The sequence below is a fragment of the Paenibacillus sp. FSL R5-0475 genome (genome assembly GCF_038004585.1).
In the GTDB taxonomy this organism is placed as follows: Bacteria; Bacillota; Bacilli; order Paenibacillales; family Paenibacillaceae; genus Paenibacillus_AQ.
This window is the reverse complement of sequence record NZ_JBBORK010000001.1, coordinates 3,751,514-3,765,309: the sequence shown is the minus strand read 5'-3', so window position 1 is coordinate 3,765,309 and position 13,796 is coordinate 3,751,514. Positions and strand designations below refer to the sequence as shown.

Here is a 13,796-nt window from a genome sequence, read left to right as displayed (position 1 = left end):
AACCCCCGCTTTAATTATGCTGGGTTATTAGCGCATGATTAAAGGGCTATCCGGTCTGTTATGGACCGGATAGCCCTTTTGCCGATGTCTGCAAATTAACGATTTATGCCTGAAAATAACTTTCATTTATTTGGATCATAGTAGCCTAAGGGGAAAAGAATATAATAGAAGAAACAGATGCAGACAACAAAGAGGAGGGGACATCAGTGTATAGTATTTTTCTAGTTGATGATGAAGAAATAGGCCTTGAGATGATGAGAGATTATATCCGCTGGGAAGAAATGGGTATTTATGTCGTCGGAACTGCGAGTAATGGTAGAGAGGCTCTAGAGAAGATAGAGGCCATTAGACCTGATATTATTCTTACAGATGTCCAGATGCCGATTATGAACGGTATTGAAATGGCTAAAAAAATACATGAGAGCTATGACTGGATGCAGTTAATGTTCCTGACTGGGCATGACGAATTCAACTATGTAAAATCGGCTCTAAATGTAGGTGCTGTTGGATATTTACTGAAGCCCCTCGACTTGAATGAAATTGGAAGCGTTATCGCAAAGGTGAAGCAGCGCTGTGAGGAAGTTCAAATGAAGAAACGTTCCATGGAGGCGGCTAAAACGAACCTTCTTAAGGAGCTTTCCTATGAAAAAAATACGGAACATGCCGCTGATCTGGCGACCAGCTATTGCAAGCTTACCCGTGAGTCTGAGAGGAATCGCTACGCAATGGCGCTGTTCAGTATCGATCCGATTGAGGCAGAGGGGGAACAGCAGAGTCTGGAGGATTGTAAGAACCGGTTGGTAGCTTTTCTGGATCATTTCTTCAAGTCGAAGAATATAGAGACGGTATTTGTGCCTTACAAAGATGGGGAGGTAGGTGTGTTTATGGAGGCACGCCAACAGCCTGGGTATTATGCGTGGGAGGATTTGGCCGCGGCTATCCGAAGTGGACTGGATTTCACAGTGACGGCAGCAGTCGGTGCACAGGAAACCGAATTAACGGAGGTTCATTGTCTGTATAAGCAGACGCGTGAAATCCTAAACGAGCGTTTCTATAAAGGTACGGGTTCAATTATTCATGCCTTGGCGATTTCAAACCAGTTTGATAGTGAGCATGTGCCACCTTTTAATAGAAAAGAGTGGTTTGAAGCTATCAATCAGCTAGATTTTGAGCAAGCCGCACAGAAGCTGCATCAGTATTTCGAGGGGCTAGCCACACTAAGAATCAAGAAAAAAAATATCTGCGATTGGGCGATTGATCTTGTCGACGAGCTGCTGGAGCAACTGCATCAACCTGTTCCTGAGGGGGTTAAACGGGCGGAGTTATATCATTCCATCTATAATGCACTGACTTTAAATGAGATTGAGGATTTGATCCTGGGCACTGCAGGCAATGCTATGAGCTTGCTGGGTGAGCGGCTTATGGACAAAAACACGAAGCTAGTTCACAAGGTTCGCAGTATGATCGACCAGAATTTTGATCAGCCGATTACGATCAATAGCTTATCTGATCAGGTTTATTTGTCGCCCAACTATTTACGCTCCATCTTTAAAGACAAGACTGGTATCACGATTCACGATTATTTAACACGTATCCGGCTCGATAAGGCTACAGAGTTGCTGGCTGACGGCTCGCTCAAAATTCAGGATATCGCTCAAAGAGTCGGTTACGAAAGCACGTCTTATTTTATCTCCCTATTTCTGAAGAACCAAGGAGTTACACCTAACGAGTATAGGAAGAGTCTATGATTGTGCCAGCGCTTCGGTTCAGTAAATAGGAAATAAAGTTACTTTCCCTTACGAATAGTAAACTTGCGATATGGATATTAATCCCTCTGCTTTTTACAATTAAGCATGTATTATAACTAGCACATGTGAGGGGCTTCATTCATCAAGGCAATCAAAGGCGTTTTAGTTCATCGAAAATCGGTAGCGCTTTCAAGATGCTTCTTAATCAACTCTTTTGATGACTTGATGGACAGATATAGCCCGAATATCACAAAAGTGCAAGGAGACCTACAAACGGAGGGATTAAATGTTTGGGAAAGCAATGAAAAGAGGATTTTTGTTCTTTGTCATCATCTGCTTGGTAATAGGCAGTGGCGGTCAGTTTGTCAGTACGGTTTATGCCGATGATACGGAGAATACTACCTATGAAGCTGAAGCCGATGGAAATGCTATGACTGGCAATGCTTCTATTTCTGAACACCCAGCGGCTTCCGGGGGGCAGAAAGTCGGAGGCATGTATCAAGGAAGCACTTTGCAGTTCAATCATGTGACTGTAAGTGAGAGTGGGAATTATAAAATTACAGTGTACTATATCTCTGGCGATTCGCGGCCATTCAATATCAGTGCCAATGGCGGCGATAAGCAGTTTGAAGAACCACCCAAGACAGTGGATTGGGATACGGTGGGAACTTATGATGTGACACTTCCGCTGAATGCTGGAGAGAACAGCATCCTGATTGATGACAACAACTGGTATACTCCAGACATCGACAAGATCGTAATTCATGGACTGGACGACAGCGACCCAGGTGAAGGATCTGGAGGCGACTGGAAGGAGAAGCTGCATGGTGCAATCATAGAAGCTGAAGCGCCTGAAAATATAATTACAGGCAACGCCAAAATAGCGGACAGCAGCGTTGGTTCCGGTGGGAAAATTGTAAAGGATATGAATAAAAACAGTACTTTACAGTTCACAAATGTCACTGTGCCGGCAGCGGGAACGTATTTGATCCGTATTTCCTATATTTCCGGTGACCAGCGGCCTGTCTATATGCAGGTGAATGATGGACTGGATGAATTGGTTGATCTGCCAAAGACAGCAAGCTGGGATACGGTAGGAACTTATGATGTAGAAGCCTCCTTGCAGGAAGGGCTGAACACGATCACTTTCTCGGATCATGACTGGTACTCTCCAGATTTCGACCGGATTGAAGTCATTCCGTATACGATCAGTTATGAAGCTGAGTCTCCGGTTAATGATTTAACTGGAGAAGCGCGAGTTGGCGATAGCCCGAATGCTTCCGGTGGACAGAAGGTAGGGTATCTGAATGGCGGCAGTTCCTTAACTTTCAATAAGATTACGGCTCCGATGACAGGGGATTATCGGATCACGGTAGCTTATTTCTCAGGTGACCCGCGCAGCTTATACGTCAGCGCTAATGGTGGGGCAGAGCAGTATTATGAACTGCCAAAGACACCAGACTGGGATACGGCGCTCACATATGAGCTTACACTGCCCCTGAACGAAGGCGAGAATACAATCAAATTCTCAGACGGCAACTGGTACGCGCCAGATCTGGATCGAATTATTGTAGAACCGGCATTGGGTACAGATCCTAATCCTCCAGTTGAAGAGGATGGTGATCTGGGGACACCAGGGACTTCGATTAACTACGGGGCCATCACCGTTACCGAATATACTTATGGAACGCTCGTATCGAATGGACAATATGAGGTTTCCTTTAATACTAAGTCTGGATACGCAAGCTACAAGTGGACGGATGGTCAGAAGCTGCAAGGAATCTATAGCAGCATCAAACTCGGTGATACTCTCGTTGAGACTACAAGCTATGAGAATCATGCAAGTGCTGGTGCTCCAGTAGAAATTCAGGATGGCTTTGGCAAAGGAGTGGAGCTTACTTTTGTTCACACCTCAGCTGGACAGCCAACGCTCAAACAGGTTTACAAGTTTTATGACGATCAGAAGTATTTCTTAACTCGTCTGGATGCCATTAGCGATACGGTGCTACAGACTAATTATATGTCACCTATTACCGTAAAACGTTCAGGTGGAGTGGATATCGGTGCCAGTGCAGATAACCGAGTACTAACCGTTCCTTTTGACAATGATGCTTGGATTCGTTATAAATCTCAATCTATGAACCGTGCGGATACCAGCTATGAAATGACGACTATCTTTAATAACTCGACACGCAGCGGTCTTGTGCTTGGGTCGGTCACTCATGATACGTGGAAGACCGGGATCGACTGGAAAGGATCTTCTAATCGGCTGAATGAGCTAGCGGTTTATGGCGGGGCAGCCAGTGACGTTACACGGGATACCCAGCCTCATGGCATGCTTACAGGTGCAGAGTTGTCTTCGCCGATGATTATGGTGGGGGCATTCAGTGATTACCGCACAGGACTCGAGGAATACGGAAAAGCTAATGCGATCATCACACCTCCACTGTTGCTGAATCCTGAGTTGCCGCAAGGCGTACCTGTTGGTTTTAACAGCTGGGGAGCTTACGAAGGTACACTTTCATACCAAGACGTTGTGGATGTCTCCAATTATTATAAGGAGCACCTAAATGATTTCAATAATAACGGTAATGTATTTATTAATATGGATTCCTATTGGGACAATTTGAATGATAAACAGCTTGCTGACGCTGTATCAGTAATTAAGGGCAATGGTCAGCATGCAGGTATTTATTGGGCACCATTTGTATATTGGGGCAACAATATGAGCCAGCCGGTAGAGGGTACCGACAATAAGTATACGTATGGCGATATTGTCCTCAAAGATGCCGAGGGTAAACCGCTGCCGACGCTGGATGGGGCTTTTCCTCTGGATGTGACACATCCAGGTGCTAAACTGCGCATGAATTATTTTTTGGACAAATTTAAGGATCTGGGCTTTACCTTCATCAAATTGGATTTCTTGACGCACGGTTCGCTTGAGGGACAACATTTCGATCCAACCGTAACGACAGGTATTCAAGCTTACAATGAAGGAATGCGTTATGTGAAAGATCGTTTGGATGGAAAAATGTTCATTAGCGCATCTATTGCGCCAATCTTTCCAAGCCAATATGCACACAGCAGACGTATTTCCTGCGACACCTACGGCAAGATCAATGAAACGGAGTACATGCTGAATTCGTTAACTTATGGCTTCTGGCAAAATGGCACGATCTACACCTATACGGATCCCGATCATTTGGCGTTGGCCCGCGCTTCCAGCTTAACTGAAGCTCGCAGTCGAATGAACTCTGGCGTTATCGCCGGTACCGTACTTCTCGGCTCTGATGATGTTAACGATCCAAAGGCACAGGAGTACATGACTGCCTTGTTTAACAACAAGGATGTTCTCGAATTAGCGTTAAAAGGAAAAGTGTTCAAGCCGCTGGAAGGAAATACGAATGCAAATGCAGCGGATACTTTTGTGATGAAAGACGGCAACGATTATTATCTGGCTGTATTCAACTACAGCGCCAATGCTTCTGCAGACAAAACGGTGAATCTTGGTAGAGCCGGACTGGACGCAGCGGATTCGTACACGATGCAAGACCTATGGACGGGAGAGGTTTCGACTATTTCAGGAACACTCGCGTTGTCTTTGCAGCCGACAGAATCGAAACTGGTAAAATTGACAGCTGCACCTAAGAAAGTAACAGGTGTATCGCTAGATAAGACAGAGCTAACATTAACCGCTGGTGAAACCGGAAAGTTGACGGCTACGCTATCTCCGGAAGAGGCGGCGAATAAAGCAGTACACTGGACTTCGAGCGATACGTCTGTAGCTACCGTAGTGTATGGAACGGTAACGGCTGTAAATGCTGGGAAAACCACAATTACTGTGGAAACAGCAGACGGCGGCTTCAAAGCTACGGCAGAAGTTACAGTCAAAGCAGCCTCCACTGTAGAACCGGGAAATCCTGAAGTCCCTGCGAATCCGGGTAACAACAACGGTACTCCTGGTAGCATTGTAGATCAAGAGAATGGCGCGGGCACTCTAATCCTTACACCAGAGATGCTGAAAGTGGATAGTGCATCTGGTAATGTCATCGTGGAGATTAAGGGAGATACACAACAGATACAATTATCCTCTGATGTAGTTCGCCAGTTGGCGAATCACACGCTGGTTCTGAAGTCCGGTAAGTTCTCCATGAAGGTGCCTGCGGATCTGCTCCGCCAGTTGCAGAGCAAGCTACCGGAAGGTCAGCGGGATGATAGCACGATAACCCTGAAATTAGTACCACTCAGCAGCAAGGCTAATGAGATCATTGCTGCAGCGGAGGGAACTACTCAAGCACAGGTTAGGCTCATGGGTGATATCTATGAGTTCAGTCTGTCGGTGACCACGAAAGCTGGCACAACAGAAACGCTTTCTGCGTTCGATCAACCCATTACGCTAAGCCTGACAGTGGGAGAAGGCTTTGATTCCAAGCGTGGAGGCATTTACTATATTGCGGATAACGGTAAGCTGGAATATATCTCTGCGAATTATGCTGGTGGTGTATTGACAGCACAAGTTAACCACTTCAGTAAATATGCTGTGCTGGAGCTCAAACGGACCTTTGTCGATGTGCCAGCCAATCACTGGGCTAGTCCTGCAATCCAAGAGCTGGCGGCGAAGCTGTATGTTCAAGGGACTAGCAAAGACAAGTTTGAACCAAACCGTGCGATTACGCGTGCCGAGTTCACCTCTATGCTCGTTCATTCCCTTGGGTTGACCACAAGGGGGGATGTTAGCTTTGCTGATGTTGCACCGTCTGCTTGGTACGCGGAGTCCATTTCTATCGCTTACAAGGCGGGCATCGTGAGCGGCAGAAGTGCGACCAAGTTCGAGCCGGCTGCGCAGATTACCCGTGAAGAAATCACGGTCATGTTAATGAAAGCCTATGAGCTGAAGAATGGCAAAGTAACTGTTGCTTCAACTGATGTGACATTCAAAGATATGAAGCAGGTCTCCTCTTGGGCAGCCGCTTCTGTAAAGGGAGCAGCCAGCCTAGGACTGGTTCAAGGTCAAAATGAAGGTCTATTTGCACCAAAAGGGATCGCTTCCCGAGCAGAAGCGACCCAAGTGATTTATAACTTGATTATGAAGTAAAATATTGCAAATATACAAATGAACGAAGGAGTTAAGCAATCTCTAGATGCTTAGCTCCTTCGTTTTTGGTGTTCACTGAAGCTTTATTAAAATGATAATGGTTATATCGAGGGGCTCGTGGCAAGCTCGTGGTAACTAGGCTAGGTGAGAGCGATTAGGGAAAATCTCCCTAAAAATAGCCAAAAAATTCTTGGATGCGATGTAATTAGGGAAATCCTCCCTAATAATCGGGCGAATTCTGAATTCACCTCCAAATCAGCAAATAATCAGGGAGGATTTCCCTGATTATCAGTATAATGAGCAAAAATCGCCAAATTTCAGGGAGGATTTCCCTAATTGTTAATCAATATTTCTGATTTCTCAATAAGCTTTGCCGTTATTCAGATGCGTCGTTCCTTACATTTCCTTTTGCGGCAAACGAATTTGCACAGTGGTTCCTATTCCGAGCCTACTAAACACTGTAACGCCGTAATGCTCACCAAACCTCAGTTTTATCCGTCGATCTACGTTTGAAATCCCATAACCTCGCCCGGGTTTATCGTCAAGTAAAGTGTGAAGTGTCTCACGACTCATCCCCATGCCATCATCAATTACAGATAGAATAATATCACTATTTTCGACTATGCCTTTGATATGAATATTTAGCGGGCTTTCCTGATTCCACACCGCATGAAGCACCGCATTTTCTACAAAAGGCTGCAAGGCTAGCTTGACTGTAGAGTAAGGTAAGATCGCTTCATCAATATTGTAGGTGATGTTCAGTTGTCCTTTGAATCGGATCAGTTGAATGGCATTGTAGCTTTGCGTCAGCTTCAATTCTTCATTAATAGTTAAGATGCTCTTTCCTTTATTCAGGGAGATGCGATAAAACTTGGCGAGATGAAGCACCAAATCCTGAATGCGAGTATCTTGATGTTTTAGGGCAAGAGACGAAATGGAGCCCAGTGTATTGTACAGAAAATGGGGGTTGATCTGGGCTTGAAGCAGGTCAAGCTCTGCCTCCTTATTCTGTAGCTCCTTCTGATACACTTCGGTGATTAGACTTTTTAAGCGTGTAGTCATTTGCTTGAAGGCAAAATGAAGCTGGCCAATCTCATCATTACCTAAGTATTCATCATTCGTAGGGTTGAAGTCACCACGTTCTAGCCGCCGGATCATTCGGATTAACATTCGGATACGCTTGCTAAACATCGATGCAGTAATATAAATCAGCAATAATGCGACGATTATAAAGCCTAAAGAAATTTTGATGATGAGCTCTGACAGTGATTTTGCATCCTGAATGATACTGTCATAAGGGAATATAGAGACGGTTTTCCATCCATTTGTGAGCGTGTTATAGACGGCGAAAGCCTTTTCCCCTTTATAGGTAGTATCAAATCTGCCAGAAGGCAATTCATCAAAGTTCTGATCAAGCATTTCCGGCAGACTTGTATTTAATAATTGTTTGTCGGCGGCTGATAAAATAAGGCCCTTGTCATTAACGATAAAAATATCTTTGCCGCCTGCTTCTTTCTCCATTAAAGAATAGATCACCGATTCGGATATTTCGAAGACCAGAATACCGTAGGGATATTGGTTGCGATTATTGTTCAGTAACCTAGCCAGTGTAAACATTGCGGGATTATCTTGTGACTGCGGTGAGGACAGATGAATAATATTCCCGTGAGACTGCATCAGCTGCTTGTACAGCTCTGTCTCCTTCACTTCGGGTGTAACCGGCTTGATATAGTAATTATCTTTGGGCAGTGATGGATTGTCGGAATAAATGAAAACGCTACCAAAATCGGGATAGGCAGCCATTACCGTGTCTATACGATTGCCAATATATTGATAGACGTCTAGATAAGATGGATCATCTTGATATTCGCTCGTGAGGTAAGTGGCTAGCCTATTATCCAAGTAAATAGAAGCGGAAATATGCTCATAGCTGTCCAGTTTGTTCTCCAGGTTCTTGTTGATCTGGGCCGTTGAATTCATCATATTGATGTAGATTTGATCGGTCAGCTTTGATTTTGTAAGTTCGAATGAAAAATAGACAAAAAGCATCATTGGAAGAATGGTGACCAGAACGAACACGAGGAATAGCTTGGAGCGAAAGCTAAGGTCGATAAAAGGCATATAAATATACTTTTTGTAAAAATGACGCATCGTAGAAGTCCCTTCTTTACTGTGAATTCACGGAAAGCCAAGTTTATCATATCAGACTGAATATCGAAATCCAATGCTCGAATGTTCAGAAACTCCTTTAAAAAGCGCTATCATTCGGAGGATTGAAGTATAGAAAGGAGCCCTATACGGACTTAAGATAAATAGGAGAGAAGCTGAATCGAGATGTAGCAGGGCATGCTGCACTAAATAAAAAGGGAGGGTATTTGATGCATAAAGCAAGCGCTATCAAAACAGTCAGGGGCAATAATTTTTGGTACAGATTAAAAGAGCAGAAATGGTTATTTTTGCTAATGCTCCCTGCCATAATTGCGACATTGCTATTTTCCTATGGACCTATGTTTGGTATGTATATGGCATTTACAAACTATCAACCGGGTGGAGGAACATTTTTTCAACAATTTTTCCATGCTGACTTTGTTGGCTTTAAGTGGTTTGAATATTTCTTTACCACAGGAGACTTCTACCGTGTAATGCGTAATACGCTTGCGACAAGCCTCTTGACCTTGTTATTCGGGTTTCCTGCGCCGATCATACTCGCGCTTGTGCTGAATGAAGCCAAACAGGGATTTTTCAAACGCTTTACGCAGACGGTTTCTTATCTACCGCATTTTATCTCATGGGTTATCGCCGCTAACATTGTAATTACGCTGCTAGCTTCCGATGGGATGTTCAACAATCTTCTAGTAACGCTCGGGATTGTTGACGAACCGGTAGCTTTTCTACAAAACGGACCTTTATTCTGGTGGATTATCGCCTTATCTAATATGTGGAAAGAAATGGGTTTTAGCGCCATTATGTACCTAGCTGCAATATCCGCTATTAATCCGGAGCTTTACGAAGCCGCAAGAGTAGATGGAGCTAGCCGATTCAAGCAAATGTGGAATATTACGCTCCCTGCTTTACGTCCAACTATTGTGATATTGGCCATTCTTGCAGTCGGAGGGATTTTGAATGCCGGCTTTGAACAACAATATCTGTTGCAAAATAACACTGTACTTGAGTACTCGGAAGTTATCGATATTTATGCATACAAATACGGGTTACAAAACAGCATGTTCTCATACGGGGCTGCCGTGGGGGTATTCAAATCCGTTATTGCCTTCATTCTTGTTGTAATCGTGAATCGAATTTCTAGAAAAGTGAACGACCAAGCGTTGTTCTAAATAACAAAATGGAGAGGAGCGCTTGAGATGTTTTTGAACAGATACGGAGATCATATCTTTAAGTGTTTTGTATATTTGATTCTTATCCTTGTATTACTAGTTACCTTCTTACCTTTTTGGAATATTCTCGTTCTTTCATTAAATGCTGCTGAGGATACTGTTCGTGGCGGCGTCTACTTTTGGCCAAGAGATATCACCTTTGATAGCTACAAACAAATTTTGAAAGATACCGAAATTATGAACGGGATATGGGTAACGGTTAAACGGACCGTAATTGGTGCACCACTATCTGTTCTTGTAATTACGATGCTTGCTTATCCGCTAAGCCGGCGGAATTTGATGGGACGCAAGGGCTGGAACCTTTACTTCGTCTTTACGATGTATTTCGGAGGCGGGCTAATTCCTTATTACATGGTGCTTAAAGCCCTGAATATGATCGACACTTTCTCCGTTTTTATTCTGCCAGGCTTGATGAATGTCTTCTATATGATTATTGTCCGTACCTTTATGGAAGGATTGCCTGGTGAGATTGAGGAATCAGCGAAGGTAGATGGAGCGAATGATTTAATGATTTTCTTCCGGATTGTACTGCCGTTAACAACACCAGTACTCGCTACGGTGGGCCTCTTTCAGGCAATATCGCATTGGAACTCGTGGTTTGACTCCTATGCATTTACTTACAGCTCAGACCTGAAGACCTTGCAAGCTGTCCTCGTCAAAATACTGAGTCAATTCCAGACCGGAGGTATGGTGTCGCAATCGCAAATGCTGGCAAACTCCGCCAAGCGAAATGCTGTTTCAAGCGATACGATCCGGATGGCAGCGACGATGGTTGCAACATTGCCTATCGTTCTAGTATATCCGTTCCTGCAAAAGTATTTTGTTAAGGGTATGACTTTGGGAGCTGTTAAGAGTTAATATGATTAAATAACCGAACGCCAGCCGGAGAGGAGTTGTCCAGCTGGCGGCCCTGAAGGGGGGTGAGCGGATAGACTTGCTTGGTTGCTTGATAGACTTGTGACGTAACTTAATTAATGGGAGGAATTAGGGTGTCTATGATAAAGAAAAACAAATTGTTGAGCGTAAGTATAACTGCTGCATTATCTGCTTCACTATTAGCGGGCTGTGGCTCTAATGGTGGAACAGACAATACAAACAAAGCGGCTGGAGACAATACAAAACAAGAGCCGATTACACTTACATGGTTTGATTCGAATACTAAGGGAGAGCCTTTTACTGATGCTGTCGCCCAAGAAATCACTAAAAAGACTGGCATTGAGATCTCCATTCAGCAGCCAACAGGAAATCCGACAGAGAAGCTAAGCTTGATGCTTGCCAGCGGTGACTATCCAGATGTGGTCGTGATGAGCCGTGGGGATGCTTCACTTGATAAATACATCACAAGCGGTGCCTTCATTCCACTCGATGAATTGATTGAGAAGAATGGCCCTGATATCAAGGAAATGTATGGCGACACACTGACCAAGACTCGTTATAAAGACGGAAAGAACTATTACTTGGCTAACTGGTATGGACTAGATAGTGATCCAGTCTTCGGGATGCTGATGAGAAAAAATCTGCTTGCAGATCTGGCTCCGGACAAAGCAGATGGCAGAGCACCGCTTACAACAGATGAATTAGAAGCGATTTTGAAGGATTTTAAAGCAAAAAACAAGACGATTGATGGAAAAGAATCCATTCCAATGACCATGAACGGCGAGAATATGGGCGCCAACCTTGGAACATTCAAAGGCATGTGGGGTCTGAAAACTTACTATGATAACAATGGAACATTGCAATATGATGTTAAGGATCCAAAGTATCGTGAAATGTTGCTCTACGTAAATAAATTATACAGAGAAGGTCTGATTGAGAAGGAATTTGCGATTAGCAAAACGCAAACTTGGGTTCAAAAGCTGGCTACTGGCGCAGTATTCTCCACACCAGGTGCTTACTGGGATCCAGGTAACGGGAACGGAACTTTGAAGAAGGATGGCGGAGAAGATAATCAGCTCTTCCCATACAAGGTTGTTGCCCCTGGAGTAGACCCTGCCCAAACGACATTTGGACCAAGAAGCTCACTTGGATGGGATGCTATCGCTATTACGAAGAACAACAAGCACCCTGAAGAAACAATGAAGCTGTTCAATTTCTTGGCAAGTGATGAAGGACAGCATTTGCTGCTGTGGGGCCAAGAAGGCGTTCAATACACCATGGTGGATGGCAAGAGACAACCGGACCCTGCATTCTTGGATAGCTTCAAGGAAAACTGGGACGACACAGTCAAGAAGAGCGGTGTCCGCAAATGGTTGTGGTTTATCAAGAATGGTCTGGATGCAAATGAACAGCCTTACGATATGGCCGTTAAATATCAACGCAGTGAAGTAGATCAGATGGCAATCAAGAGTCTTGGGGATTCCGTATGGGATACAGCGGCATATGACAACTTGAGCCCTGATGGCGGAACACCTGAAGCACTGACTGCACAGAAGGTAAAAGATATTATGGATCAAAGCATTACGAGAGTAATCATTGCTCCTACTGAAGCCGAAGCCAACGCGACATTCGATAAGATGCTTGCGGAAATGAAAAAGGCTGGGGATGAGAAAGTAGAAGAAATCATTAACCAAAAGTACGCAGAGCGTATGGAGCTGTGGAATTCAAAATAATTATTGTAAGGGCTTCCTCTCTGCATTCAGGCAGAGGGGGAGCCTTTTTCTATGTTTTCAAATGTTAATTAAACTAGTCTATTAGCATGCGCATTTTTGCGGAAATCCAGCGGGGCCTGGTGATAGTACTTTTTGAATTGATGATAGAAATGGCTGACATTGTCAAAGCCGGACTCCAGAGCAATTTCGACCACACGTAGTTCTGTAGTAAGTAGCAGATTACGTGCCACGTTGAGCCTAAGTTGGTTGATATATTCTGTTGGTGTCTGGTTCAAGTACTGGCGAAAGGCCCGGTTGACATGACCGGCGCTTCTGCCCGATAACTCGTACAGGGCATGAAGGCCTTTGTTTAAGTTTTCTTTTAGATGCATCTTGGAAACGGCATGTTCGAGCCACAGTGGGAATTCTGGCTGCTCGATGGTTTCTGGAGAGAAAAAATGCTGGGTAAGTGTATCTACGAGTATTCCTTTCAGATAAATCCTGGACTTTACTTTGTCTAAGGTAGAAAGCATTCGGATGCGTTCGAAAGAACGAATGAAATCATCCATCTCCATTTGAGATAACATGGCGATTCTAGGGAGCGGAGTATGTAATAGCCCGTGCAGGAATTCTTCTTCATTCAGGTAACTAAAGGCATCATTAATGAGGCTTTTTCGGCAGGGAATGTTCAGAAAGCGGCAATCGCTATCCCCGTCAGCTTCATAGCGATGGGTATCATCGGGCCGGATGAAGACAAGGCAGCCAGATTGAAGAAGCTGGGCAGCCCCGTTGACGATATGCCGGCATCGGCCTTCAGTGAGTATGAAAAATTCATAAAAATCATGCGTATGTTCTGGGGATACCTGACTCAGAGATTCTACCCAGAAGGGATCAGCTAGCAATTCGGGGTTTATATGGCTTGCCTCGGTGTATTTGATCATGTTTTTCCTCCAGTGTTAGTGATGTTAAA

7 protein-coding genes are annotated in these 13,796 nt (G+C 44.3%); 5 read left to right on the top strand and 2 right to left on the bottom strand.

The window, feature by feature from the left end; all coding sequences use genetic code 11:
- The first annotated feature begins 206 nt into the window (after positions 1–206).
- Together MKX41_RS16890 and MKX41_RS16885 are read left to right on the top strand one after the other, a co-directional pair.
- Positions 207–1,748, top strand: coding sequence for a response regulator (locus tag MKX41_RS16890; RefSeq protein ID WP_340972036.1), 1,542 nt, complete (start codon positions 207–209; stop codon positions 1,746–1,748).
- Between the two features lie 286 nt (positions 1,749–2,034).
- Positions 2,035–6,843: an S-layer homology domain-containing protein gene (locus MKX41_RS16885; protein ID WP_340972034.1), complete on the top strand. Its 4,809-nt coding sequence runs from the start codon at positions 2,035–2,037 to the stop codon at positions 6,841–6,843.
- Positions 6,844–7,239: 396 nt separating this feature from the next.
- Here MKX41_RS16885 and MKX41_RS16880 read toward each other — a convergent pair whose 3' ends face one another.
- The gene (locus MKX41_RS16880; protein WP_340972030.1) at positions 7,240–8,994 is read right to left on the bottom strand and encodes a cache domain-containing sensor histidine kinase; all 1,755 of its coding nucleotides are present in this window, start codon (positions 8,992–8,994) and stop codon (positions 7,240–7,242) included.
- Between the two features lie 227 nt (positions 8,995–9,221).
- On the opposite strand from MKX41_RS16880, the gene MKX41_RS16875 reads away from it, so the two are divergent.
- The 3 genes from MKX41_RS16875 to MKX41_RS16865 all read left to right on the top strand — a co-directional run bounded on the left by MKX41_RS16875 (position 9,222) and on the right by MKX41_RS16865 (position 12,847).
- Positions 9,222–10,178 (top strand): ABC transporter permease, encoded by a 957-nt coding sequence (locus tag MKX41_RS16875; protein ID WP_094876932.1) that lies wholly within the window; start codon positions 9,222–9,224, stop codon positions 10,176–10,178.
- Positions 10,179–10,205: 27 nt separating this feature from the next.
- Positions 10,206–11,096 (top strand): carbohydrate ABC transporter permease, encoded by an 891-nt coding sequence (locus MKX41_RS16870; RefSeq protein ID WP_042190738.1) that lies wholly within the window; start codon positions 10,206–10,208, stop codon positions 11,094–11,096.
- 137 nt (positions 11,097–11,233) lie between these two features.
- Positions 11,234–12,847 (top strand): extracellular solute-binding protein, encoded by a 1,614-nt coding sequence (locus MKX41_RS16865; protein ID WP_188114672.1) that lies wholly within the window; start codon positions 11,234–11,236, stop codon positions 12,845–12,847.
- 68 nt (positions 12,848–12,915) lie between these two features.
- On the opposite strand, the gene MKX41_RS16860 is transcribed toward MKX41_RS16865, so the two are convergent.
- Complete coding sequence (locus tag MKX41_RS16860) at positions 12,916–13,767, bottom strand: helix-turn-helix domain-containing protein (RefSeq protein WP_339243035.1); 852 nt, start codon at positions 13,765–13,767, stop codon at positions 12,916–12,918.
- Positions 13,768–13,796: the final 29 nt, after the last annotated feature.

What these genes read in the sequence shown, in the direction of transcription:
- MKX41_RS16885 (WP_340972034.1), top strand. Translation starts at nt 2,035, where the DNA reads ATGTTTGGGAAAGCAATGAAAAGAGGATTTTTGTTCTTTGTCATCATC.
- MKX41_RS16865 (WP_188114672.1), top strand. Translation starts at nt 11,234, where the DNA reads ATGATAAAGAAAAACAAATTGTTGAGCGTAAGTATAACTGCTGCATTA.
- MKX41_RS16880 (WP_340972030.1), bottom strand. Translation starts at nt 8,994, where the DNA reads ATGCGTCATTTTTACAAAAAGTATATTTATATGCCTTTTATCGACCTT.
- MKX41_RS16860 (WP_339243035.1), bottom strand. Translation starts at nt 13,767, where the DNA reads ATGATCAAATACACCGAGGCAAGCCATATAAACCCCGAATTGCTAGCT.
- MKX41_RS16870 (WP_042190738.1), top strand. Translation starts at nt 10,206, where the DNA reads ATGTTTTTGAACAGATACGGAGATCATATCTTTAAGTGTTTTGTATAT.
- MKX41_RS16875 (WP_094876932.1), top strand. Translation starts at nt 9,222, where the DNA reads ATGCATAAAGCAAGCGCTATCAAAACAGTCAGGGGCAATAATTTTTGG.